The 23,151-nt window shown below is 71.4% G+C and carries 20 protein-coding genes and 1 pseudogene; 4 read left to right on the forward strand and 17 right to left on the reverse strand.

The window, feature by feature from the left end:
• Positions 1–20: 20 nt before the first annotated feature.
• The gene (locus tag Q8X39_RS11235) at positions 21–941 is read left to right on the forward strand and encodes a LysR family transcriptional regulator (RefSeq protein WP_305749762.1); all 921 of its coding nucleotides are present in this window, start codon (positions 21–23) and stop codon (positions 939–941) included.
• On the opposite strand, the gene Q8X39_RS11240 is transcribed toward Q8X39_RS11235, so the two are convergent.
• The 6 genes from Q8X39_RS11240 to Q8X39_RS11265 form a co-directional block, all read right to left on the reverse strand.
• The gene (locus Q8X39_RS11240) at positions 919–1,527 is read right to left on the reverse strand and encodes a hypothetical protein (protein ID WP_305749763.1); all 609 of its coding nucleotides are present in this window, start codon (positions 1,525–1,527) and stop codon (positions 919–921) included. The genes Q8X39_RS11235 and Q8X39_RS11240 overlap by 23 nt on opposite strands.
• A gap of 130 nt (positions 1,528–1,657) precedes the next feature.
• Entirely contained in the window at positions 1,658–2,668 is a 1,011-nt protein-coding gene (locus Q8X39_RS11245) for an aldo/keto reductase (protein ID WP_407068002.1), read from the reverse strand.
• 25 nt (positions 2,669–2,693) lie between these two features.
• Positions 2,694–3,389, reverse strand: coding sequence for an HAD family hydrolase (locus Q8X39_RS11250; protein ID WP_305749764.1), 696 nt, complete (start codon positions 3,387–3,389; stop codon positions 2,694–2,696).
• A gap of 31 nt (positions 3,390–3,420) precedes the next feature.
• Positions 3,421–4,668: a nucleoside recognition domain-containing protein gene (locus tag Q8X39_RS11255; RefSeq protein WP_305749765.1), complete on the reverse strand. Its 1,248-nt coding sequence runs from the start codon at positions 4,666–4,668 to the stop codon at positions 3,421–3,423.
• A 130-nt stretch (positions 4,669–4,798) separates the two neighbouring features.
• Positions 4,799–7,072 carry a fibronectin type III domain-containing protein gene (locus tag Q8X39_RS11260; protein WP_305749766.1) on the reverse strand — a complete coding sequence of 758 codons (2,274 nt, stop codon included), beginning with the start codon at positions 7,070–7,072 and terminating at the stop codon, positions 4,799–4,801.
• Between the two features lie 17 nt (positions 7,073–7,089).
• On the reverse strand, positions 7,090–8,448 hold the full coding sequence (locus tag Q8X39_RS11265) for a hypothetical protein (RefSeq protein WP_305749767.1): 1,359 nt from the start codon (positions 8,446–8,448) through the stop codon (positions 7,090–7,092).
• Positions 8,449–8,759: 311 nt separating this feature from the next.
• Between Q8X39_RS11265 and Q8X39_RS11270 the strand changes: the two genes are divergently transcribed.
• Positions 8,760–9,707, forward strand: a complete 948-nt coding sequence (locus Q8X39_RS11270) for a CysB family HTH-type transcriptional regulator (protein WP_305749768.1) — start codon at positions 8,760–8,762, stop codon at positions 9,705–9,707.
• 341 nt (positions 9,708–10,048) lie between these two features.
• On the opposite strand, the gene Q8X39_RS11275 is transcribed toward Q8X39_RS11270, so the two are convergent.
• The 8 genes from Q8X39_RS11275 to Q8X39_RS11310 form a co-directional block, all read right to left on the reverse strand.
• Positions 10,049–11,116 carry a sulfate/molybdate ABC transporter ATP-binding protein gene (locus Q8X39_RS11275; RefSeq protein ID WP_305749769.1) on the reverse strand — a complete coding sequence of 356 codons (1,068 nt, stop codon included), beginning with the start codon at positions 11,114–11,116 and terminating at the stop codon, positions 10,049–10,051.
• 65 nt (positions 11,117–11,181) lie between these two features.
• Complete coding sequence (gene cysW, locus Q8X39_RS11280) at positions 11,182–12,108, reverse strand: sulfate ABC transporter permease subunit CysW (RefSeq protein ID WP_305749770.1); 927 nt, start codon at positions 12,106–12,108, stop codon at positions 11,182–11,184.
• Positions 12,109–12,213: 105 nt separating this feature from the next.
• Positions 12,214–13,047 (reverse strand): sulfate ABC transporter permease subunit CysT, encoded by an 834-nt coding sequence (cysT, locus tag Q8X39_RS11285; protein WP_305749771.1) that lies wholly within the window; start codon positions 13,045–13,047, stop codon positions 12,214–12,216.
• Positions 13,048–13,266: 219 nt separating this feature from the next.
• The gene (locus Q8X39_RS11290; RefSeq protein WP_305749772.1) at positions 13,267–14,292 is read right to left on the reverse strand and encodes a sulfate ABC transporter substrate-binding protein; all 1,026 of its coding nucleotides are present in this window, start codon (positions 14,290–14,292) and stop codon (positions 13,267–13,269) included.
• A 176-nt stretch (positions 14,293–14,468) separates the two neighbouring features.
• Entirely contained in the window at positions 14,469–15,740 is a 1,272-nt protein-coding gene (locus Q8X39_RS11295; RefSeq protein WP_305749911.1) for an NAD(P)/FAD-dependent oxidoreductase, read from the reverse strand.
• A gap of 37 nt (positions 15,741–15,777) precedes the next feature.
• Positions 15,778–16,140 carry a c-type cytochrome gene (locus Q8X39_RS11300; RefSeq protein WP_305749773.1) on the reverse strand — a complete coding sequence of 121 codons (363 nt, stop codon included), beginning with the start codon at positions 16,138–16,140 and terminating at the stop codon, positions 15,778–15,780.
• A 376-nt stretch (positions 16,141–16,516) separates the two neighbouring features.
• A complete protein-coding gene (locus Q8X39_RS11305) occupies positions 16,517–17,833 on the reverse strand; it encodes a GNAT family N-acetyltransferase (protein ID WP_305749774.1) in 1,317 nt (438 codons plus the stop codon).
• Positions 17,830–18,510: a hypothetical protein gene (locus tag Q8X39_RS11310; protein WP_305749775.1), complete on the reverse strand. Its 681-nt coding sequence runs from the start codon at positions 18,508–18,510 to the stop codon at positions 17,830–17,832. Before Q8X39_RS11310 ends, Q8X39_RS11305 begins: the two co-directional genes overlap by 4 nt.
• Before the next feature lie 300 nt (positions 18,511–18,810).
• Here Q8X39_RS11310 and Q8X39_RS11315 point away from each other — a divergent pair.
• Together Q8X39_RS11315 and Q8X39_RS11320 are read left to right on the forward strand one after the other, a co-directional pair.
• Positions 18,811–19,266, forward strand: a pseudogene (locus Q8X39_RS11315) (cysteine dioxygenase family protein); the annotation flags it as partial.
• 135 nt (positions 19,267–19,401) lie between these two features.
• Positions 19,402–20,709 carry a rhodanese-like domain-containing protein gene (locus Q8X39_RS11320; protein ID WP_305749912.1) on the forward strand — a complete coding sequence of 436 codons (1,308 nt, stop codon included), beginning with the start codon at positions 19,402–19,404 and terminating at the stop codon, positions 20,707–20,709.
• A gap of 32 nt (positions 20,710–20,741) precedes the next feature.
• Here Q8X39_RS11320 and Q8X39_RS11325 read toward each other — a convergent pair whose 3' ends face one another.
• Genes Q8X39_RS11325 through ssuC form a run of 3 tightly spaced genes read right to left on the reverse strand, consistent with a single transcriptional unit; the run spans position 20,742 to position 23,142 of the window.
• A complete protein-coding gene (locus Q8X39_RS11325) occupies positions 20,742–21,311 on the reverse strand; it encodes an NAD(P)H-dependent oxidoreductase (protein WP_305749776.1) in 570 nt (189 codons plus the stop codon).
• Positions 21,308–22,225, reverse strand: a complete 918-nt coding sequence (locus Q8X39_RS11330) for an ATP-binding cassette domain-containing protein (protein ID WP_305749777.1) — start codon at positions 22,223–22,225, stop codon at positions 21,308–21,310. The genes Q8X39_RS11325 and Q8X39_RS11330 overlap by 4 nt, the downstream gene beginning before the upstream one ends.
• A gap of 41 nt (positions 22,226–22,266) precedes the next feature.
• Positions 22,267–23,142 carry an aliphatic sulfonate ABC transporter permease SsuC gene (gene ssuC, locus Q8X39_RS11335; protein WP_305749778.1) on the reverse strand — a complete coding sequence of 292 codons (876 nt, stop codon included), beginning with the start codon at positions 23,140–23,142 and terminating at the stop codon, positions 22,267–22,269.
• Positions 23,143–23,151: the final 9 nt, after the last annotated feature.

Consider the following 23,151-nt stretch of genomic DNA (forward strand, 5'->3'; position numbering starts at 1 on the left):
CGCCGATACTCATGTCACCCATGAGCGAACCCGATCATTTGGACCTCGACGGCCGCCTGCTCCAGCTGCTGGTGACCGTGCTCGACAGCGGCAGCGTGACCGCGGCGGCGCAGCGCCTGGGCGTGACCCAGTCGGCCGTCAGCCACGGGCTGGACCGGCTGCGCGCGATCGTCGGCGACGCGCTGTTCGTCAAGGCCGGACGCGGCATCGCGCCGACCGAGCGGGCCCGCGCGCTGGCCGGCCAGGCGCGCGAGCTGCTGGCCGGCCTGCAGCGCTTCGCCGAGCCGGCCCGCTTCGATCCGGCCAGCCTGCGCGGCGAGATCACCATCGCCGCCAACGAGCTGCAATGCCACCTGCTGCTGCCGCCGCTGCTGCTGCGCCTGCGCGAGGCCGCGCCGGGCCTGCTGCTGCGCATCCTGCCCTCGCGCGTGCCGGGCCTCGAACTGCTGCGTGACGACGACTGCCAGCTGGTCATCTCGCCGCGGCCGCCGGACAGCCGCGACGTCAAGCAGAAGCGCCTGTTCGCCGACCGCTACCGCGTGTGGTTCGACGCCGCGCAGCGCGAGGCGCCGGCCACGCTGGCCGACTACCTCGCCGCCGACCACGTCAGCGTGCGCTACGAGGACCGCCGCCGGCTCGACATCGACGCGTGGTTGCACCAGCAGGGCATCGAGCGCCGCCTGGTCGTGACCGTGCCGGGCTTCTCCGGCATCGCGCCCTTCCTGCGCGGCACCGCCCGCCTGGCGACCCTGCCCAGCCTGCTCGGCACCGAGCTGCTGCGCGGCTTCGCCCAGGCCGACGTCCCGCTGCCCGCGTCATTGCAGACGCCGCCGCTGCCGATGTACCTGCTGTGGCACCGCCGGCACCAGGACGATCCGGTGCAGCAGTGGGTGCGGGCGGAGGTGGAGGCGGTGGCGCTCAGCGCTGTGCGGCTGCCTTGATCTGGGTCTGCGCCACCCGAAGGATCTCTTGGGCATAGTGGCGCTGGACCCCTTCGGTCCCTCCCGTGATCGAACCCGACGTCGTTGGCTCCTGCATCCTCACGGCCCAGACTGCCTTGCCCTTGATCCTGAGTTCGAGGATCACGTCGTTCTTGATGTTGCATGGCGAGCAGAAGACACGGCCGCCCGACGGCACGACGATCAGCACGGGCCAGTCCGGCTGCTCGTGCAACAGAAAGTCCATGGCTTCGGACGTGAGGCTGGCCGACTTGTCCGTCTTGACGTGCAACGAACGGGACTCGATGCCCGCGTTCTCGAAGCCGGCCGGCAACACCGCCATGACCGCATGCCCCAGTTCGGCGACCGATTCGTTCAGCCGGGCGTCATTGAAGATCGGATGGGTCGAGTTGATCGAGGCCTCGCGCTGAAGGTAGAGCACCCGCAGTCCTTCGACCGCGAACACCTGGTCGGATGGCAGAAGCGTGCGGACCGTCGCGGTCGAGCTGCATCCGCCCAGTGCCAGCAGCCAGAGCAGGACGATCCAGTGCATCCGATACCAGGCGTGGCGTCCATGTGTCGCATTCATCGGTTTCTCCTCCTGGGTTCACACGCGGATCGCGTGCTTTGGAGAAAGATCGCACGGGTGACGCCGTCGTGTCTGGAGGCGGGACTCACGGACTTGATCCACATCAATCGACGCTCTTGGCCTGTGCCGCTCAGAACTCCTCCGTATCCACCTCCGACTGGTTCTGCGTGCTGTAGCGCCCGCCGTGGATGGCGCTGGGCGGCATGAGGTGGTCGAGGCGGGCGAGCTGGGCGGGGCTGAGGGTGATGGGCAGCGCGCCGAGGTTCTCTTCCAGGTGGGCGATCGAGGTGGTGCCGGGGATCGGGACGATGTGCTCGCCGCGGGCCAGCAGCCAGGCCAGGGCCAGCTGGGCCAGCGTGCAGCCGGCCTCGTGGGCGACCTCGCGCAGGCCCGTCAGCAGGGCCGCGTTGGCGGCCAGGTGGGACGGCGTGAAGCGCGGCATGGCGCGGCGGATGTCCTTGGCGTCGAAGGCGGCCGGGTCCAGCGCCACGTCGGTCAGGAAGCCGCGGCCGACCGGGCTGAAGGCGATGAAGGCGGTGCCCAGTTCGCGGCAGGCCTGCAGCACCGCGATCTCCGGGTTGCGCGTCCACAACGAGTATTCCGACTGCACCGAGGCGATCGGGTGGACCGCGTGGGCGCGTCGCAGCGTCGGGGCCGAGACCTCGCTCAGGCCGATGCTGCGGATCTTGCCGGCGCGCACCAGGTCGGCCAGCGCGCCGACCGAGTCCTCGATCGGCACCTGCTTGTCCCAGCGGTGCAACTGGTAGAGGTCGATCACGTCGGTGCGCAGGCGGCGCAGCGAGTCCTCGCAGGTGGCCTGGATCGTCTCGGGCCGGCCGTCGATGACGCGCACGCCGTCGACGCCCTGCATGCCGCACTTGCTGGCCAGCACGAAGCGGTCACGCTGGCTGGCCAGCACCTCGCCGACCAGCGTTTCGTTGGCGCCGAAGCCGTACAGCGCGGCGGTGTCGAGCAGCGTCACGCCCAGGTCGAGCGCCCGGTGCAGCAGCGCGGCGGCCTGCTCGCGCGACGGCGGCTGGCCGTAGGCATGGCTGAGGTTCATGCAGCCCAGGCCGATGGCGCTGACCTCGAAGGGGCCGAGGGCGCGGGTGGGCAGGGCGGTGACGGGCTTCGTGTTCATGGGCGTTCTCGTCGTGGGGCAGGGTTCAGCGGGGCTGCGCGGCGCCGGTCGGCAGCGTGAAGTGGCGCGCCACCCAGTCGGTCGCGGCGACCAGGTCGGTGCAGACGGCGGCGGCACCGCGGAAGTCGTGTTCGGCCGAGATCGGCGTCGGGATGGCGATGGCGGTCACGCCGGCCGCGACGGCGGCGGCCAGGCCGTGCTGCGAGTCCTCGAAGGCGACCGCCTCGCCGGGCTGCAGGCCGAAGCGGCTCAAGGCCAGCTGGTAGCAGTCGGGGTAGGGTTTGTTGCGCGGCACGTCGTCCATGCCGACGAGGGTGTCGAAGCGCTCGAGCAGGCCATGCGGGCCGAGCACCGCGTGGATCGCTTCCTGGGACGCGCCGGTCACGACCGCACAGCGCAGGCCACGGGCCTGGCGCCAGTCCAGCGTCGCACGGGTGGCCGGCTGCAGCGGGTAGCCCTCGCGGGCCAGGTGGGCGCGGGTCTCGTCGACCTTGGCCTGCACCAGATCCTCGACGCTGGCGCTCAGGCCGTAGCGGCGCTGCACGTCGATGGCGTTGTCCAGCGTGGGCATGCCGGCGTGGTGGGCGCGGTAGGTGGTCTCGTCCAGCTCGGCGCCCCAGCGCCGCAGCACGCGGACCCAGGCCTGCCAGTGCGCGCCTTCGGAGTCGACCAGGGTGCCGTCCATGTCGAACAGCACGGCCTTGAGGGTGGGGAGGGTCATCGGATGAGCCCGTGAAGAAAGTGGGGTGGGGTCAGTGATAGAAGGCGTAGGCCACCGCGATGGCACCGACCAGTCCGACCGCGTCGGCGATCAGGCCGCAGGCCAGTGCGTAGCGGGTCTGGCGGATGTTGACGCTGCCGAAGTAGACCGCCAGCACGTAGAAGGTCGTCTCGGTCGAGCCCTGGATGATGGCCGCCACGCGTGACGGGAAGGCATCGACGCCGTGGGTCTTCATGACGTCGACCATCAGGCCGCGCGCACCGCTGCCCGACAGCGACTTCATCAGGCCGACCGGCAGCGCGGGCACGAAGTCGGTGTTGATGCCGAGCGCGCCGATCAGCCCGGCCAGGCCGCGCATCAGCAGGTCCATGCAGCCGCTGGTGCGAAACACCGAGATGGCCACCAGCATCGCGATCAGGTAGGGAATGATCTGCACGGCCACGCCGAAGCCGTCCTTGGCGCCCTCGACGAAGGCCTCGTAGACGTTGATCCGCCGCAGCGCCCCGGCCGCGACGAACAGCGCGACGATGGCCAGGATGGTCAGGCTGCCGATCAGGCTCACGCGCTGAGCCAGCTGGTCCGGCGGCAGGCCGCGCAGGCCGACGTACAGCGCCCCCATCAGCGCGATGAAGCCGCCGTAGAAGGCCAGCACCGGCGCACACAGCAGGCGGATGCGCTGCATCCAGGCGACGGCCAGCAGCCCGGCGCTGAAGGAGATGAAGGTGCCGATCAGCGTGGGCAGGAAGATGTCGGCGGCGTTGAAGCCGACCAGGCCCTGCTCGACCGCGAGGGTCTGGCGGATCGCGATGACGCTGGTCGGGATCAGCGTCAGCCCGGCCGTGTTCAGCACCAGGAACATGATCATCGGGTCGCTGGCCACCGCTGGCTGCGGGTTGATCTGCTGCAGCTCGCGCATCGCCTTCAGGCCCAGCGGCGTGGCCGCGTTGTCCAGGCCGAGCAGGTTGGCGCTGAAGTTCATGACGATGCTGCCGCCGGCCGGATGACCGTTCGGGATGGCCGGAAACAGGCGCCGGAAGAACGGTGCCGCCGCGCGGGCGAACAGGCCGATCACGCCGGCCTGCTCGCCGATGCGCATCAGGCCCAGCCACAGGCTCATCACGCCGACCAGGCCGATGCTGATGTCGAAGCCGGTCCTGGCGGTGTCGAACAGGCCGGTCAGCATCTTCGGGAACACGCCCAGGTCACCCGCCAGCATCTGGCCGAAGGCGGCCATGAAGCCGACCAGGATGAAGGCGATCCAGACGATGTTGAGGGCCATGGCGCGGGCGGTGTCGAAGGCAGGCCGGCAGCATAGCCGCGCCCAAACGACGCGGGGGCGGTGCGCTGGCTGCGCACCGCCCCCGACGACCCGGGTTCGGGGTTCGATCCGGCCGAGGCCGGATGCCCGATCAGTTCGGCGTGCCGACGATCGGTGCCGACGCGTTCGACACCAGCCCCGCCGCGCCCGTGTGGGTGCGGATGCGGAAGCTGTAGGGCTGGCGCGAGGCCAGGCCGGTGACGGTGTAGGCCGCGGTGGCGCGACCGTTCAGGCGCACCACGGTCGTCCAGGTCGAGCCGGCCGCCGCGCACTGGGCGATCGTGCCGGTGCAGCGCTCGATCTCGTAGCCGGCGACGGCTGCGACCGTGCTGGCGGTCCAGGCCAGCGGCACGCGACCCGCCGGCGTCGCGCCGATGCCCAGCACGCCGGCCGAGACGGTGCTGCGGAAGTTCGCCGGCACCGGCAGCGTGCCGTTGAAGTGCGAGACCGTGCTGGTCGGACCCTGCACCGTGCCGTTCACCGCATTGACCCGGTAGCTGTAGAGCGTGTTGGCGGCCAGGCCGGTGTTCTGCACCTGCGTCGCGTTGGCCGGCAGGTTGCCGCTCGGCGCCGTGATCGTCGCGTAGGTCCCGACCGTCGCGGTGCCGTTGGCGGCCACCGTGACCGGGGCGCGCTGCACGCGGTAGGCGGTCTCGCCGGTCGAGGCATCGCCCCAGGCCACCAGGGCACTGTTGGCGACGGTGCCGAGCCGTGCGTTCAGCCCGGTCGGCGCCGCGATCACCAGCGGCAGCGGGGTGGTGACGCTGACCGGGTTGGAGGCGCTGCTGCCGGCGGCGTTGACCGCGACGACCTGGTAGGTCACCGCACGGCCCGACGGCGCGGCCGTGTCGCTGTAGGCGCGGCTGTTGACCGGCAGCGTCGCGATCGGCACGCCGTCGCGGCGGACCTCGAAGCCGGTCTCGTTGACGGCGGCGTCGGTCCAGGCCAGGTCGACCCGGGTGGCCGAGACCACCGTCGCGGCCAGCGCCTGCGGGGCGGCCGGCAGGGCCGGTGCGATCGAGCGCACCGTGCGGACCTGGGCGCGGTCCCAGCCACCGGCGCTGGACATCACCGTGATGACGGCCGGCGGCGCATCGGTGCGCACCGCCACGCCGGTCGCACCGACGGGCAGCAGGTAGTCCTGCAGCGTCAGCGTCGGCGGCACGCGGGTGTCGCTGGACGTGGCCGTGACCTGCAGCGTGCGGGTGTCGAGGTCGTAGTCGGCCTGCGTCACGACGACCTGGTCGACCAGCGCGCGCACCAGCCGGGTCGTGTCGGTGCTGGCATCGGCCACGCTCGCCACCACCTCGACCGCGCCGGGCAGCGCGGTGGTGTTGGGCGCATCGGCCAGCACCTCGGTCGTGAAGAATTCGCCGGTGGTGTTGCCTTCCAGCGGCCGGGGCGTGCCCAGTCGCACGGCTTCCGGCGCGGTGCCGGCGGCGTCCTGCACGGTCACCGAGGCGCCGCTGATCGCGTGCGCGAAGGCGTCGACCTGGCCGACGCGGGTCGGCGTGCGCGAGTAGGTCATGCGGTCGCTCGACAGCGGCGTCTGCACGCGGCCGTCGAACAGCTGGCCCTGAACGGTGAACAGGCTGGTCGTCGCGACGTTGCCGCCGGCGGCGTTGATGGCGATCGGCAGGCCATTGAAGCCGGTCGCCGTGACGCGCACGAAGTTGGTGTCGCAGGGGCTGCCGACCACCGGCTGCGGCGTCGCGCCGTCGCCGATGTAGCCGGCCGGCGGCGGCGGGGCCAGCACCGGGTCCCAGGTCAGCCAGGGGCCGACCTTGCCCTGTGCGGCCGGGTCGTTGGCGACGAAGGTCGTGTCGAAGGTCTCGCTCAGGTCACGGCCGGCCTGGATCACCTCGATGCGGTACTCGTTGACGCCGTAGGGATGCTCGACGCGGTAGATGCCCGCCGCCGGCACGTCCAGGCGGATGCGCAGGCGGGTGAAGGTCAGCTGCTGGCCGTCGACCGGCTCGGGCGTGTTGTAGGTGGCTTCGGTGGCCATCACGACCAGCGCGTCGAAGCCGCGTGCGGGTTCGCTGATGGCGGCCTCGGCCAGCCAGTAGAAGGACTCGGTGCCGGTCCCCGTCTGGGACGAGACCAGGTTGCCGGGGATGGCCGGGTCGAAGAAGCACAGGTCGGCGTTGCGGCAGATCTGCAGCGCCAGGCCGCGGCTGTCGGTGACGGATTCCGGATAGCGGTCGACCGGGTTGACCGGGCCGGTGGCGAAGGGCGTCGCGCCGTTGGGGGCCGGGCAGGCGGCCTGGGCCAGTCCGGCGGCGGTCAGTTCCAGGGCGCCGGCCAGCAGGGCCGCGCCAAAGGCGCGGGTCTTGTGTCGCTTGAGAAGTCGGTTGTGGCTCATGTTGCGTCGGTCCGGGCTCAGGGGTTGATGACGGTCAGCGGCTTGCTGGCGATGCCGCCGGCGCTGGAGCGCACCGTCACGGCGGCCGGCAGCACGGTCAGGCCGGGCACGCTCGCGGCGCCGTTGACCAGCGTCGTGGTGGCACCGCCGGGCAGGGCCAGCGTGAGCGTCGGCAGGCTCGCCGGTGCCTGGTCGCTCGACGAGGCCTGGACCTCCAGCGTGCAGGTGCGCGGTGCGGCCGTGCATTGCGCCTGGGCGCGGGTGATCGTCACCAGGTCGGTCAGCGGCACGTGCTGGACCGGGCTGGGCGCGTTGCCCTGGGCCGCGTTGGTGGCGGTGAAGGCGACGGTGGCCGGCAACGTGGTCACGTCGCTGGCGGTGAAGTGGCGGCCGTTGCCGTCACCCCGCAGGTTGCCGCCGGGCGTGGCGGTCACGGTGGCGGTGGTCGGGGCGCTGGCATGCAGGCTCAGCGTGGCCGCGCCGGTCGTGCGGGCGTAGGTCGCGCCAGTGACGGTCAAGGGCGTGATGCCTTGCGGTGCCAGCTTGCCCTGCACGGTGAACTCGCGGCTCGTGTAGGCCGAGGCCATGCCGTCGCGGTCGACGTCGGTCGGGTCGATCGCCAGCGGCGTGGTGCCGTCCAGCGCGGTCGCGCTGATGCGCACGAAGTTGCGTCCGCAGGGGCTGCCGATCACCGCATGCGGGGTCGCGCCGTCGCCGATGTAGCCGGCCGGCGCGGCCGGTGCGACCGCCGGGTCCCAGCGCAGCCACGGACCGACGATGCCGGTGCGCGAGCCGTTGGGCGTGAACTCGACGTCCACCGTCTCGTTGATCTCGCGGGCGATGGCACGGCCGCGGTCATCGACCACCGACGTCACCGTGTACTGGCGCTGGCCCCAGGGATGCTGGACCGTGTAGATGCCGGGCTGCGTCACGTCGACGCGGATGCGCAGGCGGGTGAACGAGAACTGGTCGCCGGGGGTCGGCACGCCGCTGGCGTAGGCCGCCTCGGTGGCCATCACCACCAGCGCGTCGACGGCGTTGGCGCCGGTCGTCGCGAAGGCCGATTCGGCCAGGAACCAGAAGCCCTCGCCGCCGAAGCCCGAGGCTTCCGACTGCGCGTTGCCGGGGATCACCGGATCGAAGAAGCAGGGCGGCGGGTTGCCCTGGCCGTCGACGCTGTCGGTGCAGATCACCAGCGCGACACCTTCGGAATCGACCACCTGCGTCGCGAAGCCGTTCTGCGCGTTGACCGGGCCGGCGGTGAACGGGGTGGTGTTGTCGGGGCGGCACAGCGTCTGGGCCAGCGCGGCACCGGGGCCGGCCAGCGTGGCCGCCACGGCCAGTGCGAGCGCGAGCGGTCGCGGATGCATCGTCATCGGGTGTTCTCCTGCAATTTCGGAATCTCGGAAGCGGTTGGAAGGGGCGCAGCGCGGGGGGCGCACGGCCTCGAAATAACGCTCTCTTAAGCGTCGGAAGCGATACGCAGCCCGGTGTCTGCTGGATGCAGGTTACACAAGTATCGAGACGTAACTTGACGAATCTTAAGATTCATTCAGAAACCGTCCAGCTTGGTGCGTGTGCTTATGCGCCGATCGCACATCGATCGTCGTTTTTCATCGTTTGACCGCGCTAGGGCGGTCTCGATAATTCGTTTTTCAGATAAGGGGCGTGCCGACGCCCGACCGCCGTGAACTTCCAGCAACTGCGATCTGTCCGCGAGACCGTCCGTCAGGGCTTCAACCTGACCTCGGTGGCCCAGACGCTGCACACCTCGCAGCCGGGCGTCAGCCGGCAGATCCGCGAGCTGGAGGACGAACTGGGCGTGGACATCTTCGTGCGCGCCGGCAAGCGCCTGACCGGCCTGACCGCACCCGGCGAGGCGGTGCTGCCGATCGTCGAGCGCATGCTCACCGAGGCGCAGAACCTCACCCGCGTCGGCGACGACTACGCCGAGCGCGACACCGGCCGGCTGTCCATCGCCGCGACCCACTCGCAGGCCCGTTACGCGCTGCCGCAGGTGGTGCGCGATTTCCGCCAGCTCTACCCGCGCGTGACGCTGAACCTCCACCAGGGCTCGCCGCGCCAGGTGGCGCAGATGCTGCTGGACGGCGAGGCCGACGTCGGCGTCGCCACCGAGGCGCTGGCCCAGTACGACCAGCTCGTCGCGCTGCCCTGCTACCGCTGGACCCACAGCGTGGTCGTGCCGGCCGGCCATGCCCTGCTGGACGGTCCGGGGCCGCTGACGCTGCAACAGATCGCCGCCGAGCCGGTCATCACCTACGACGTCGGCTACACCGGCCGCACCCACATCGACGAGGCCTTTGCCCGCGCCGGCATCCGGCCCGATGTGGTGCTGACCGCGATGGACGCGGACGTCATCAAGACCTACGTCGAGCTGGGCCTGGGCATCGGCATCGTCGCCTCCATCGCCTTCGACCCCGACCGCGACCGCAACCTGCGCGCGATCGATGCCCGCCACCTCTTCGCCACCAACCTCACCCGCCTGGCGGTCCGCCGCGGCACCTACCTGCGCGCCTACGTCTACGACTTCATCCAGGCCTTCGCCTCACCGCTGACCCGCGAGGTGGTCGAGAAGGCGCAGGCAGAGGTGCCGGGGGCGGATTTCGAGATCTGAGGGGTGTGTCGCGGGCGTCCTGAAGCAGGGCCTGCACGCCCTTGGGCAGATTCGTGTGGGCGCTGCCCATGCCACCCGTTGGCTCGACCGTTCGGCTGGCGCTCGGACCGAGGTGGGGCGCGATGCGGACCTGCTTCGGTCGCGCCGCGGGTGCTTCCTGGCACGCACTGCCCCGGACGTCCACGCGGTCGTTGACAGCCCGAGGCAGTGCCGAGCGTTGCCAGATCTCACAGGCCGGCAGCTGGGCGGCGCGATGCCATCGACGTCCCGTCGGAAGGGGAACGCCCAAGCGGGCACGCGGGCAGGCAGGCGCGCTGTGCGCCTTGCCGCCCGATCCCGCCTCAGATCGCCGCCGCCGGATCCTCCGCCACGTCCTGGCGGACGTCGCCGCCGGCGACGAAGCGGGTGACGCGGCGGGCCTTGAGCCAGACGCGGCTGCCGGTGGACAGCGCGAGCTGCTCGCGCAGCTGGTGCCAGCGCACGCGCGGGAGTTCGACGTCGACGTAGCTGCCGTCCTCGCGCTTGAACTCCAGGCGCGTGCTCGGGCCGACGGTCAGGGCCTGGCTCAGCGTCACCGCGATGGCGTCGGGCTGCGGCGCGCCGACCACCTCCAGCTCGTGCGGGCGCACATAGCTGACTTCGCCCTCGCTGCCGCCGGGCGCATGGCCCAGGCGGCCGTGGAACAGGTTCACGTCGCCCAGGAACTGCAGCACGAAGGGCGTGGCCGGGCGGTCGTAGACCTCGTCGGGCGTGCCGACCTGCTCGATGCGGCCCTCGTTCATCACGACGATGCGGTCGGCCACCTCCATCGCCTCTTCCTGGTCGTGCGTGACGAAGACGCTGGTGACATGCACCTCGTCGTGCAGGCGGCGCAACCAGCGGCGCAGTTCCTTGCGCACCTTCGCATCGAGCGCGCCGAAGGGCTCGTCGAGCAGCAGCACCTTGGGCTCGACCGCGAGCGCGCGGGCCAGCGCGATGCGCTGGCGCTGGCCGCCGGAGAGCTGGTGCGGGTAGCGGTCGGCGATCCAGTCGAGCTGGACCAGCTGGAGCAGCTCGGTGACCTTGCGGTGGATGGTCGCGTCGTCCGGCCGCGTGGCCTTGGGCCGCACGCGCAGGCCGAAGGCGACGTTCTCGAAGATCGTCATGTGCGCGAACAGCGCGTAGTGCTGGAACACGAAGCCGACCTGCCGGTCGCGCACGTCGGTGTGGGTGGTGTCCTCGCCGTGGAACAGCACGCTGCCGCTGTCGGGCACTTCCAGGCCCGCAATGATGCGCAGCAGGCTGGTCTTGCCCGAGCCCGACGGGCCCAGCAGCGCGACCAGCTCGCCCGACGGGATGTCGAGGTTCAGGTTGTCGCAGACGACGGTCTTGCCGAACCGCTTGTTGAGGTGTCTGACTTCGATGGACATGGGCAGGAATCCGAGAGGGTGGGTGTTCGTCAAGCCGCCGGTGCAGATCCGGCTTCGCCGGTCTGCTAGCGGAGCCCCCCCGGGGGGTGGCGACCGAAGGAAGCCTGGGGGTCCTTTTTCTGTGCCTTGACGCGCTGTTCGACGATGTATTTCAGGACCAGCGTGACCAGCGCCAGGCCGGCCAGCAACGAGGCCACCGCGAAGGCGGCGGCGAACTGGTATTCGTTGTAAAGGATCTCGATGTGCAGCGGCATCGTGTTGGTGTAGCCGCGGATGTGGCCCGAGACCACGCTGACCGCGCCGAACTCGCCCATGGCCCGGGCGTTGCACAGGATCACGCCGTAGAGCAGCGCCCACTTGATGTTGGGCAGCGTCACGCGGCTGAAGATCTGCCAGCCGTTGGCGCCCAGCACGCGGGCGGCCTCTTCCTGTTCGCTGCCCTGGGCCTGCATCAGCGGGATCAGCTCGCGGGCGACGAAGGGGAAGGTCACGAAGACGGTGGCCAGCACGATGCCCGGCACCGCGAAGATGACCTTCAGGTCGTGGTCGCGCAGCCATTCGCCAAACCAGCCCTGCAGGCCGAAGACCAGCACGTAGATCAGGCCGGAGATCACCGGGCTGACCGAGAAGGGCAGGTCGATCAGCGTCAGCAGCACGTTCTTGCCGCGGAACTCGAACTTGGCGATGCACCAGGCCGCGGCCACGCCGAAGACCAGGTTCAGCGGCACCGCAATGACGGCGGCCAGCAGCGTCAGCCGCACGGCGGCCAGCGCGTCGTCGTCGACGATCGCGGCGAGGTAGACGTCGACGCCCTTCTTGAAGGCCTCCACGAAGACCAGCGCCAGCGGCACGAACAGGAAGAAGGTCAGGAAGGCCAGGGCGACGCCGATCAGCAGCCAGCGCACCAGCGGCGTCTCGGTGGTTGCCGCCCGGATCGGACGCGGCGCGTGCGTGGCCCCGTGGGTCGAGGCGGTCAAGGTGGTCGTGGTCATGTTGTCTCTCGATTCATCCAGCAGCCTCGGTGGATCCGGCTTGGCCGGTCCACCCGAGACGCCCCCTCGAGGGGGTCGCGCGCAGCGTGTCCGGGGGGGAGCCCATCACCGGCCCTGTTTGGCGCGGGCCCAGGCCTGCAGCGCGTTGATCGCCAGCAGCATCGTGAAGGCGGCCAGCAGCATCACCACGGCGATCGCGGTGGCTCCGGCGTAGTCGTACTGCTCCAGCTTGGTGATGATCAGCAGCGGCGTGATCTCGCTGACCATGGGCATGTTGCCGGCGATGAAGATGACGCTGCCGTACTCGCCCAGCGCCCGCGCGAAGGCCAGCGCGAAGCCGGTCAGCAGGGCCGGCATCAGGATCGGGAAGATCACCCGCGAGAAGGTCTGCCAGCGGCTCGCGCCCAGCGTCGCGGCGGCTTCTTCGAGTTCCTTGTGGACGTCCTCCAGCACCGGTTGCAGCGTGCGCACGACGAAGGGCAGGCCGATGAAGGTCAGCGCGACGAACACGCCCAGCGGCGTGAAGGCGACCTTGACCGGCAGCCACTGGCCGATCCAGCCGTTCTCGGCATACAGCGCGGTCAGCGCGATGCCGGCCACCGCCGTGGGCAGCGCGAAGGGCAGGTCGACCAGCGCGTCGACGATGCGCTTGAACGGGAACTCGTAGCGCACCAGCACCCAGGCGACCACCAGGCCGAAGAAGGCGTTGAGCGTCGCCGCCGCCAGCGAGGCGCCGAAGGTCAGCCGGTAGGACGCCACCACGCGCGGTGTCGCGACGGCCTCCCAGAAGGCCGGCCAGGTCATCGTGAAGGTCTTGAGGAAGGCGGCGCTCAGCGGGATCAGCACGATCAGGCCGAGGTAGAACAGCGTGAAGCCCAGCGCCAGGTCGAAGCCCGGCAGGACCGTGTGCCGCTTGAGCAGCGTGCGGGAGAACAGCATCGTCGGGGCCGTGTCGGTGGGGGTCTTGGGAAGGCGGCGCGGCGGGCTGCGCGGAGCGCGTCCAGCGGTGCGCCGGCAGCCTCTCCGGGCTGCGGTCCCGCATGCTATGGACGGCGAAAACGCGTGACTACGACGCTTTCCGCGCTTCCTTATGCAAAAAGCGCAGAAGCCGTGCGGCGCTGGTGACGACGCACGGCTTCGGGGGAGCAGACGACCGGCTTATTTCTTCAGGTAGATCTGGTCGAACACGCCGCCGTCGGCGAAGTGCTTCTTCTGCGCCGGGGTCCAGCCGCCGAAGACCTCGTCGATCGTGAACAGCTTGACCGGCGCGAAGGACTTGGCGTACTTGGCAGCGACCTTGGGGTCGATCGGGCGGTAGTGGTTTTCCGCCGCGATGGTCTGGCCTTCGGTCGAGTACAGGTAGGCCAGGTAGGCGGTGGCGACCTCGCGGGTGCCCTTGCGGTCGACGGTCTTGTCGACCACCGCGACCGGCGGCTCGGCCAGGATGGAAAGGCTGGGCGTGACGATCTCGAACTTGTCCGGACCGAGTTCCTTGGTCGCCAGGTAGGCCTCGTTCTCCCACGAGATGAAGACATCGCCGACGCCGCGCTCGGTGAAGGTGGTCAACGAGCCGCGGGCACCGGAGTCCAGCACCGGCACGTTGCGATAGAGCGCGCCGACGAAGTCCTGCGCCTTCTTCTCGTCGTTGCCGAACTTCTTCAGCGCATGGCCCCAGGCGGCCAGGTAGTTCCAGCGCGCGCCGCCCGAGGTCTTCGGGTTGGGCGTGATCACGCTGATGCCGGGCTTGACCAGGTCATCCCAGTCCTTGATGCCCTTGGGGTTGCCCTTGCGCACCAGGAACACGATGGTCGAGGTGTAGGGCGAGCTGTTGTGCTCGAAGCGCTTCTGCCAGTCGGCCGGGATCAGCTTGGCCTTGGTCGACAGCTCGTCGATGTCGTAGGCCAGGGCCAGCGTGACGACGTCGGCGTCCAGGCCGTCGATGACCGAGCGGGCCTGCTTGCCCGAGCCGCCGTGCGACTGCTTGACGATGACGTTGTCGCCGGTCTTGGCCTTCCAGTGCGCGGCGAACGCCTTGTTGAAGTCGACGTACAGCTCGCGCGTCGGGTCGTAGGACACGTTCAGCAGCGTGATGTCCTTGGCCAGGGCGGACACCGAGGCGGTCAGGGCGCTGGCGCCCAGGGCCAGCGAGATCAGCGTGTTCTGGAAGAAGCGGTTGGCGCGCATGTCGTGGAAGGCCGGAGCCCGTTCAGTGATCGATGGGATCGATGCTAGGGACGGGGGCATGTTCGGAGAACGAAGCGATCGGCGCATCCTTATGCGGAAAACGAATGGGCCGACGCGGCGGGCAAGGGCCGATGACCCAGCACGCCTCACCACCATGCCGACCCACTCGGCCGCGATCAGCTCAGCGCGTCGGCCCAGATGCTGCGCGCCCAGCCGTCGGCGTAGAGCGCTTCCTGCGCATTGCGGGCGCTCGACAGGCCGCCGGCGCCTTGCACCGCCACCAGCGTCTTCTGCGCCGGATCCCACTTGTGCACGCTGGCCACATGCACCACCGACTGGTCGGAGACGAAGCTGTAGCAGGTGTTGGCGATGATGGGCGACTCGTTGATCGGCTGGCCGGTGAGGCGGGCGATCACCGCGTCGGCCACGACCTTGGCCTGGTTGTTGGCCATGAAGCCGCTCTTGGGCATGCCCGGCGCGGCGGCGATGGCGTCGCCGATCACGTGCACGCCGGGGGCCTTGAGCGATTCGAAGGTCTGGAACTCGACCCCCACCCACTGGTTGTTGACGCTGATGAAGGGCTGCGCGATGCGGCCGGCCTTCTGCGGCGGGATGATGTTGAAGAGGTCCGCGCGCACGTCCTCGGTGGTCAGCTTGGCGACCTGCGCGCCCGGATCGAACTCCAGCAGCTCGCTGTTCGGGCGGTACTCGATCAGGCCGGGGTACAGCTCCTTCCAGGCCTTCTCGAACAGGCCCTTCTTCGAGACGATGTCCGGGTTGGCGTCCAGCACCAGCACCTTGGAGCGCGGCTTGTGCTGCTGGAAGTACTGCGCGACCACGCTGGCGCGCTCATAGGGTCCGGGCGGGCAGCGGTAGGGCGCCTTGGGGATGGCGATGGCGAACACGCCGCCATCGCGCAGGGCCTCCAGCTGGCGGCGCAGCGCGACGGTCTGCGGGCCGGCCTTCCAGGCATGCAGCACGAAGCCGGTCTCGTCGGCGGCGGCCAGGCCGGGCACCGCGTCGAACTGGAAGTCCACGCCGGGCGACAGGATCAGCCGGTCCCAGGGCAGCACGCGGCCGTCCTGCAGCCGCAGCTCGCGGCGCTCGACGTCGATGGCGAGCGCCTCGCCGCGCACGCGCTTCACGCCGTGGCGGTCCAGGCCGTCGTAGCCCAGGGTGATGTCCTCGATCTGGCGGGCGCCGGACAGCACGAGGTTGCTGATCGGGCAGGACACGAACTGGGCGTTGCGCTCGACCAGCGTGACCTCGATGCGGGGCGCCCAGCGGCGGATGTACTTGGCCGCGGTCGCGCCGCCGTAGCCCCCGCCGACGACGACCACGCGGCCGATCGGCTTCTGGCCGATCAGCGGCGTGGCACAGCCGGCCAGGCCGGCGGCGGAGAGCGCGGCACCGGCCAGGCCGGCACCGAGGAATTGACGTCGTGGGATGGCGTTCATGGTGTGGGATCGTCCTTTGGCGTCAGGATCAGCGCGTGGCCGGCGGGGTGGCCAGCACCTGGGCGATGCGGCGCAGCTCGTCGTCGGTGTAGCCCTTGGCGTGCTGGTGCATCACGGTGGCGGCCGGGCGCTGGCCGTTCTTGAACTCCAGCAGCGTGCGGTAGAGCGTCTCGGCATCGCGCCCGCCGATCAGCGGGATCGCACCGGGCGTGCGCTGGTCGGCGCTGTGGCAGGTCGCGCAGGTGGCGGCCCACACACGGGCGGCGCGGTCGGCGGTGGCGGGCTGGGCCAGGCTGATCGGCGGCATCAGGCCCGCGCCCATGAACAGGGCGGTCAGTGCGAAGGATCGGAGCGGGCCTCGGGTCGGCCGGAGCGGTCGGTTCGGGGTCATGGGTTCCTCTTGAGGGATCGCCAGGGTGGCGCGTGTCGGACTGTGCGCCAGGCCGACACGCGCTGCCAACTGGGGGAATAGCCGACGTGGTGGCCAGCCGATCAGCGTGGGTGGTTCGAGTTCGGCGGCACGCTGCGCGTTAGCCAGACGTTGCTGCCGATGGACGGTCGCGGCCGATCGTGACGCGATCCAGGGTGGCCGCGCCGGCATGGCTCAGTCCATGAGCCTGTGCGGCCGCGCGGACTGGCGATGGCCAGCAGACGCCAGCGTAGGCAGTCCCTCCTGCCCGGGGAACGAAGCGATTCGCGCTTGTTCATGCGCGCAACGCATGCCTCCCGGCGTGCGTCGGTGCGGCCCGTCCGGAACGGGCGGTTGCTCAGTCCGCGTGCGGCGCGCGGCGCGAGCGGCTTCGGCCCAGCGCGGACATCGCCCCGGCCTTCAGGGCCTGCACGCCCTTCAGGCCCTTGAGCGCGCGCAGGCCGGCTTCGAGCCGCAGCGGCCAGTCGCGCGTGGTCAGCACGCGCCAGGCCAGTGCGCCGGTGTCGGTCGACATCGAGCGCTTGTAGCGCGCTTCGCCCATCAGGAAGTCGTAGACCGCATGGCCCTGCTTCGCATGCAGCGCGACGGCCAGCGCATGCGCGACGTAGCCCGGCCGCACCGACTGGCCCGGACCGTCGTAGTCGAAGCCGCCCTGGTAGAAGCAGACGCGGCCGTGGCCGGCCAGGCTGTAGAGGTAGCCGGCCTCGTGTTCGCCGGCCCGCAGCGCCAGCACCATGGCGCGACCATCGGCCCACATCGCGCGGATCAGGCGCTGGTGGAAGGCCACGAAGCCTGGGTTGGCGAAGGCGCCGGGATGGCCCTTGGCGGTCCAGCGCGCCTGGTGCAGCGCGGCCAGGCGGTCGAGCCAGTCGAGCGCCTGTTCGACGCTGGCGGCCGGCTCCAGGCGCAGCTTGCCGACCGCCTCGTAGGCCTTGATCGAGCGGCGCACCTGCTGGCGCAGGTTGCTGCTGAGCAGGCGCAGGTAGCCGCCGTCGGTGTCGCGCACCGCGTCGAGGTCGACCGACCAGGTCTCGCGGACCTGCTCGCGCCGGTCCAGGCCGGCGACGTCGTCGGCCAGCACGGACTCGGCCACGCCCGGCAGGCTCAGTTCGCGCGGGCCGCGGGTGGCATCCAGCCAGTGCGACCGCATGGCCGCACGGATCGCGTCGGCACCGTGGCGGTCGACCAGGAAGTCGTTGTGCTCGATGGTCAGCGCGTCCAGCGTCGCGTCGCCGGTGGCGTGCAGGTGCCAGGTGGTGCAGACCGGCAGGCCCCATCGGCGTCGCACCTGGGGCACCAGCAGCGCCAGGCCACATGCCGGGCTGCCGTGGCGCGTGAGGCTCCCGCCGGCGAGGTCCTCGGCGCGCAGCACATGGACCGAGAGGCCGGCCGGCAGCATGGCCAGCCAGGCGGCCATCCAGTCCCAGTCCAGGAAGACCGAGGCCCGCGCCGCCCGGTGCAAGGCCCGCCAGTCATGGGCCAGCGCGGCCATCGTGGCGGCATCGTCGCGCCGCAGCGGCGCCAGCGTGACGCGCAGGGTCAGCGCCGGCTCGGCCGGGGGCGGCAGGTCGGGGCTCAGGCGGGCATCGTCGGGACCCATGAGGGCGACCTCGTGCGTGAAGGGCAGGCCGGCCACGCCCGTCCGCGCGCTCATGCGGCCACCGCGCCGGTCTGGCGCGAGATGCCGTGGCGGCGCAGGCCGGGCGTCAGCCAGGCCCAGGCCGGACGGCCAGGTCGGCCGATCAGCCAGATCGAGCCGATGCGGCGGAAGCCGCTGCGGGCCTGGCCACGTCGGGAGGCGAAGTTGGTGCTGCGCACGTAGCCGATCAGGCCAGCCCGGTCGGCCCACTCGGGCTGGGCCAGCACCGCCGCATGGCGCAGCGTCTGCAGGCCCAGGCCGCGGCCTTCCGGCAGGGTCAGGCCGGCGTAGGTGTAGAGGTGGTCCGGCGGCAGCTGCAGCCGCAGGCCGGGCAGCAGTTCCGGGTGGCCGACGGCATGGACCCACAGGTAGCCGACCGGCCGGCCGTCCAGCAGGCTCAGCAGGCAGCGGTCGCCCTGGCGTGCGAGGGCCAGCTGTCCTTCGCCGAGGTCCCAGGCCGGATCGGCCTGCAGCCGGCGCAGCTCGGCCTCGTCGGCCAGCCGGGTGCTGGCCCGGCGCAGCGCCTCGGCAGGGATGGCCTGCACCGCCGCACGGTCCAGCCGCGTGATGTCGAGGCGTTCCAGCCGGGCATAGCGGTTGATGGCGTGGTGCAACAGGTGGCGCGCGGCCGCCAGCACGCCATGGTGGCGATGGACGACGGCGCAGCCGCGCCGGATGTCGGCCAGGCTCATGGCATGACCCCGTGGAAGCGGCGGGCCGGACGTGGCGGTGTCGCCGGTGGCGGCTGGGAGCGGAAGGGCGACATCGGCAGGTCGGGTGGCGGGTGGCGGGGAACGGCGGCGGCGGCGTCCGCGAATGCGGGCGGGGCCATGAGCCGGGCGGCCGAGTTTAGAAGTGCGACATGCGTGACCTTGATGAAAGTCGCCTCGCCAGGTGCCGCGCCACGCTGCCCTGCCGGCTGGCACTAAGCTCGGGCCCCGCCGCACCTGCCCCGTCTGCACCATCTGCCCCATCCTCGTCACGGAGACGCCATGTACCTTGCCCCGCTGCGCGATTTCGTCACCACCGTCACCCGCCTGGTCGAGACCACGTCCGAAGAGGCCAGCCTGCTGCCGCCGGTGCGCGCGGCGCTCGCCACGCTGGTCCACCGCGACGACTGGTTGCCGCCGGCGCTGGCCGAGCCGCATCCGCAGTTCTACCGCCAGTACCTGCTGCATGCCGACCCGCTGGGGCGCTTCTCGGTCGTCAGCTTCGTCTGGGGCCCCGGCCAGGCCACGCCGATCCACGACCACACCGTCTGGGGCCTGATCGGCATGCTGCGCGGCTCCGAGTGGTCGCAGGCCTGGGCCCGCGGGCCGGACGGCCGCCTGCAGCCCCAGGGCGAGCCGGTGCGTCTGCTGCCCGGCCAGGTCGAGGCGGTCTCGCCGACGCTGGGCGACATCCACCGGGTCTCGAACGCCCACGACGACCAGGTCTCGATCAGCATCCACGTCTACGGCGCGAACATCGGCGCGGTGCAGCGCGGGGTCTATGCCGAGGACGGCACGCGCAAGGCCTTCGTCTCGGGCTACTCGAACGACTGGCTGCCCAACCTCTGGCACGGCCCCGCGCCCCTGCCGACGATGACGCCCGAAGCGGTCCGCGCGGCGCTGCGCGAGCGCCGCGAGATCGCGCTGGTCGACGTGCGCGACGAGGACCCGTATGCCCAGGCCCATCCGCTGTTCGCGGTCCAGCTCGCGCCCGACCGCCTCGATGCCGACGCGCCGTGGCGCCTGCCGCGCCGCGACGTGCCGGTTGTCGTCTACGACGACGGCGAGGGCCGGGCCGAGGCGGCCGCGCGGCGCCTGCAGGAACTGGGCTGGACGGCGGTGTACCGGCTGGCCGGCGACCTGGCCGGCTGGCGCGACAGCGGCGGCGAGGTCTTCCGCGACGTCAACGTGCCCAGCAAGGCCTTCGGCGAACTGGTCGAGCACGAGGCCGGCACGCCGTCGCTGCCGGCCGACGAGGTCAAGGCGCTGCTGGATGCGCGCGCCGACGTGGTCGTGCTGGACGCGCGCCGCTGGGACGAGTACCAGACCATGAACATCCCCGGCAGCACCAGCGTGCCCGGGGCCGAGCTGGTGCTGCGGGTGCGCGAGCTGGCACCCGATCCGCGCACCCGCGTGATCGTCAACTGCGCCGGCCGCACCCGCAGCCTGATCGGCGCGCAGTCGCTGGTCAACGCCGGCATCCCCAACCCGGTCGCGGCGCTGCGCAACGGCACCATCGGCTGGACCCTGGCCGGCCATGCGCTCGAACGGGGCCAGGCACGTCGCCACCCGGAGGCCGTCGATGCGGCCGGCCGAGCCCAGGCCCGCGATTCGGCCCGGCGGCTGGCCGAACGGGCTGGCGCGGTCCGGCTCGACGCGGCCGGCCTGGCCGACTGGCTGCGCGACGCCAACCAGCCGGGCGGGCGCACCGTCTACTGCTGGGACGTGCGCACGCCGGCCGAATACGCGGCGGGCCACCTCGCCGGCTTCGGCCATGCGCCGGGCGGCCAGCTGGTCCAGGAGACCGACGTCTACGCGGCGGTGCGCGGCGCCCGCGTCGTGCTCAGCGACATCGGCGGGCCGCAGGACGAGGCCGACGCCATCGGCATCCGCTCGGCCATGACGGCGCACTGGCTGGCCCAGATGGGCTGGCAGGTCGCGTGGCTGGAGCGCGTCGCGCCCGATGCCGCCGTGGCCACCGGCCCGTGGCAGCCCAGCCCCCTGCAGCCGCCGGTGACCGAGCGCCTGCCCCTGCCGGCCGCCAACCGCTACCGCCGTCCCTACGAGGGCACCGACAACCCGCAGGCCGCCATGCAGGCCTACCTGGACTGGGAGTTCGGCCTCGTCGCCCAGCTCGCCCGCGACGGCACGCACGGCTTCCGGGTGCTGAGGCCGGCCTGAGGTCGATGCGGCGCTGCGCGGCTCAGGCCCGCTCAGGCGACGGCACGCAGAGGCGGCTTGACCGCCCGGCGGGCGCTCAACAGGCCGGCGGCCTGGGCCGCGGCCTCGCCGATGCGCTTGCGCAGCGGACCGTCCTTCAGCAGGTAGCCGTCGAAGTCGGCCTCGGAGGCATAGACCGCCGAAGGCACCGTCAGCGCGCGGAAGAACGAGAACAGCGGACGCAACTGGTGGTCGACCACCAGCGCATGGCGGTCACTGCCGCCGTTGGCCGCCAGAAGCACCGGCCGGTCCACCAGCGCGTCCGGCGGGACCAGGTCGAACAGGTGCTTGAACAGGCCGCTGTAGGAGCCCTTGTAGACGGGGCTGACGGCGACCACGAGGTCGGCGTTCGCGATCGCCTGCAACGCCAGCCGGCCGGTCAGGTCCAGATCCTGCGGGTTGCTGGTCACGCCGATCACGGACGTGAGGTGCGCGATTTCCAGCACGGTGAGCTGCACCGGCAGCGCGGTGGCGAGCGCGTCGCCGATGGCTTGTGCGAGGACCTTGGTGCGCGAGCGTTCGCTGACGTTGCCGACGACGACGGTGATCTGGTGCGGTTTCATGCGGATGCCGATGAGCAAGCGGGGTTGGGGTAGGACCGCGCGGTGGCCGTCGACGGGGTCGCGGCCCGGGCAGGTTCACGGAGCACCCGGTCGAGCACCCTGGCCTCCAGCGCCGCGAAGGCGGCCTGGCCGCGCGACCGCGGGCGCGGCAGGGCGATGCGCTCATCCAGCGCGATGCGGTGGTCCTCGATCAGCAGCACGCGGTCGGCCAGCGCGATGGCCTCGGACACGTCGTGCGTGACCAGCAGCGCGGTGCAGCCGTGCTGGCGCCACAGGCGCTCGATCAGCTGCTGCATCTCGATGCGGGTCAGCGCATCGAGCGCGCCCAGCGGCTCGTCGAGCAGCAGCAGGCGCGGCGCATGCACCAGCGCGCGGGCCAGGGCGACGCGCTGGCGCTGGCCGCCGGACAGGCGCGCCGGCCATTCGCCGGCCCGGTCGGCCAGTCCGACCTCGGCCAGCGCGGCGCGGGCGCGTTCGCGGGCGTCATGGCCCGTCAGCCCCAGCGCGACGTTGTCCAGCACCGATTTCCACGGCAGCAGCCGGGCGTCCTGGAACATCAGCCGGGCGTCGTCGCGGTGGCCGTCCAGCGGCAGGCCGTCGAGCGTCACGCGGCCCTGCGTGGCCGGCTCCAGGCCGGCGACCAGGCGCAGCAGCGTGCTCTTGCCGCAGCCGCTGCGGCCGACGATGACGACGAACTCGCCGGGCGTGATCGTCAGGTCGATGGCATCGAGCACGCGGCGTGCGCCATAGGTCTTGCCCAGGCCGTGCAGCTCGACGGTCAGGCCGGTGGCCGGCTGGCTGCCGGGCGGGCCGGTCCAGACATCGGGTTGTTCGAGTTCGGCACGCAGGCGCAGCACGTGCTCGGGCAGGGCGCCGACGCGCAGCGCGGCACCGTCCAGCTCGGTGAGGATCATGGGCAAGCTCGGTCGTCGGTGGGTGGGGAAGGTGGACAGGCTCATGCCGTGAGCCCGTGGCCGGCCTGGTGCGACGGATGCCAGCGCAGCCAGCGCCGTTCCAGCGCCTTGGCCAGCAGGTCGGCCAGCTTGCCCAGCAGGGCGTACAGCAGGATGCCGACCAGCACCACGTCGGTCTGCAGGAACTCGCGCGCGTTCATGGTCATGTAGCCGATGCCGGCCTGCGAGGAGATGGTCTCGGCCACGATCAGCAGCACCCACATCAGGCCCAGCGAGAAGCGCAGGCCGACCAGGATGGACGGCAGCGCGCCCGGCAGGATGACGTGGCGATGCAGCGCCCAGCCGCCCAGGCCATAGCTGCGCGCCATCTCGATCAGGCCGGCGTCGACCGAGCGGATGCCGTGGAAGGTGTTGAGGTAGACCGGGAAGAACACGCCCAGCGCGACCAGGAACAGCTTGGCGCTCTCGTCGATGCCGAACCACAGGATGACCAGCGGGATCAGCGCCAGCGGCGGGATGTTGCGCACCATCTGCAGCGTGCTGTCGAGCAGCGTCTCGGCGCGCCGGAAGGTGCCGTTGAGCAGGCCCAGCGCCAGGCCCAGGCCGCCGCCGATGGCCAGGCCCAGCAGCGCACGGCGGGCGCTGACCGCGACGTGCGCGGCGATCTCGCCGGACAGCAGCAGGGCCCAGAAGGCCTTGAAGACGGCCAGCGGCTCGGGCAGCACGCGGCTGGACAGCCAGCCGGCCAGCGAGGCCGCCTCCCAGCCGAGCAGGATGGCCAGCGGCACCAGCCAGGGCGCGATGCGGCCCGCGTGGCGGCTGCGCCGTGTGGCGCGGCGGGCCGTCGCTGCGGTCGGATTCAGGGCCGGACGGGTGGCGACCCGGTCCAGCGGCGTGGCGGGAAGGACGGCGGACATGGTGCGGAC

Source organism: Leptothrix discophora, from assembly GCF_030705305.1.
Lineage (GTDB): Bacteria > Pseudomonadota > Gammaproteobacteria > Burkholderiales > Burkholderiaceae_C > Sphaerotilus > Sphaerotilus discophorus.

Bases quoted from the DNA above. Each gene is read 5' to 3' on its own strand.
- cysW (WP_305749770.1), bottom strand. From the start codon at position 12,108: ATGACCACGACCACCTTGACCGCCTCGACCCACGGGGCCACGCACGCG.
- Q8X39_RS11250 (WP_305749764.1), bottom strand. From the start codon at position 3,389: ATGACCCTCCCCACCCTCAAGGCCGTGCTGTTCGACATGGACGGCACC.
- Q8X39_RS11245 (WP_407068002.1), bottom strand. From the start codon at position 2,668: ATGAACACGAAGCCCGTCACCGCCCTGCCCACCCGCGCCCTCGGCCCC.
- Q8X39_RS11255 (WP_305749765.1), bottom strand. From the start codon at position 4,668: ATGGCCCTCAACATCGTCTGGATCGCCTTCATCCTGGTCGGCTTCATG.
- Q8X39_RS11235 (WP_305749762.1), top strand. From the start codon at position 21: ATGAGCGAACCCGATCATTTGGACCTCGACGGCCGCCTGCTCCAGCTG.
- cysT (WP_305749771.1), bottom strand. From the start codon at position 13,047: ATGCTGTTCTCCCGCACGCTGCTCAAGCGGCACACGGTCCTGCCGGGC.
- Q8X39_RS11305 (WP_305749774.1), bottom strand. From the start codon at position 17,833: ATGAGCGCGCGGACGGGCGTGGCCGGCCTGCCCTTCACGCACGAGGTC.
- Q8X39_RS11300 (WP_305749773.1), bottom strand. From the start codon at position 16,140: ATGACCCCGAACCGACCGCTCCGGCCGACCCGAGGCCCGCTCCGATCC.
- Q8X39_RS11290 (WP_305749772.1), bottom strand. From the start codon at position 14,292: ATGCGCGCCAACCGCTTCTTCCAGAACACGCTGATCTCGCTGGCCCTG.
- Q8X39_RS11240 (WP_305749763.1), bottom strand. From the start codon at position 1,527: ATGAATGCGACACATGGACGCCACGCCTGGTATCGGATGCACTGGATC.
- Q8X39_RS11325 (WP_305749776.1), bottom strand. From the start codon at position 21,311: ATGAAACCGCACCAGATCACCGTCGTCGTCGGCAACGTCAGCGAACGC.
- Q8X39_RS11330 (WP_305749777.1), bottom strand. From the start codon at position 22,225: ATGATCCTCACCGAGCTGGACGGTGCCGCGCTGCGCGTCGGCGCCCTG.
- Q8X39_RS11310 (WP_305749775.1), bottom strand. From the start codon at position 18,510: ATGAGCCTGGCCGACATCCGGCGCGGCTGCGCCGTCGTCCATCGCCAC.
- Q8X39_RS11265 (WP_305749767.1), bottom strand. From the start codon at position 8,448: ATGACGATGCATCCGCGACCGCTCGCGCTCGCACTGGCCGTGGCGGCC.
- Q8X39_RS11320 (WP_305749912.1), top strand. From the start codon at position 19,402: ATGACGCCCGAAGCGGTCCGCGCGGCGCTGCGCGAGCGCCGCGAGATC.
- Q8X39_RS11260 (WP_305749766.1), bottom strand. From the start codon at position 7,072: ATGAGCCACAACCGACTTCTCAAGCGACACAAGACCCGCGCCTTTGGC.
- ssuC (WP_305749778.1), bottom strand. From the start codon at position 23,142: ATGTCCGCCGTCCTTCCCGCCACGCCGCTGGACCGGGTCGCCACCCGT.
- Q8X39_RS11275 (WP_305749769.1), bottom strand. From the start codon at position 11,116: ATGTCCATCGAAGTCAGACACCTCAACAAGCGGTTCGGCAAGACCGTC.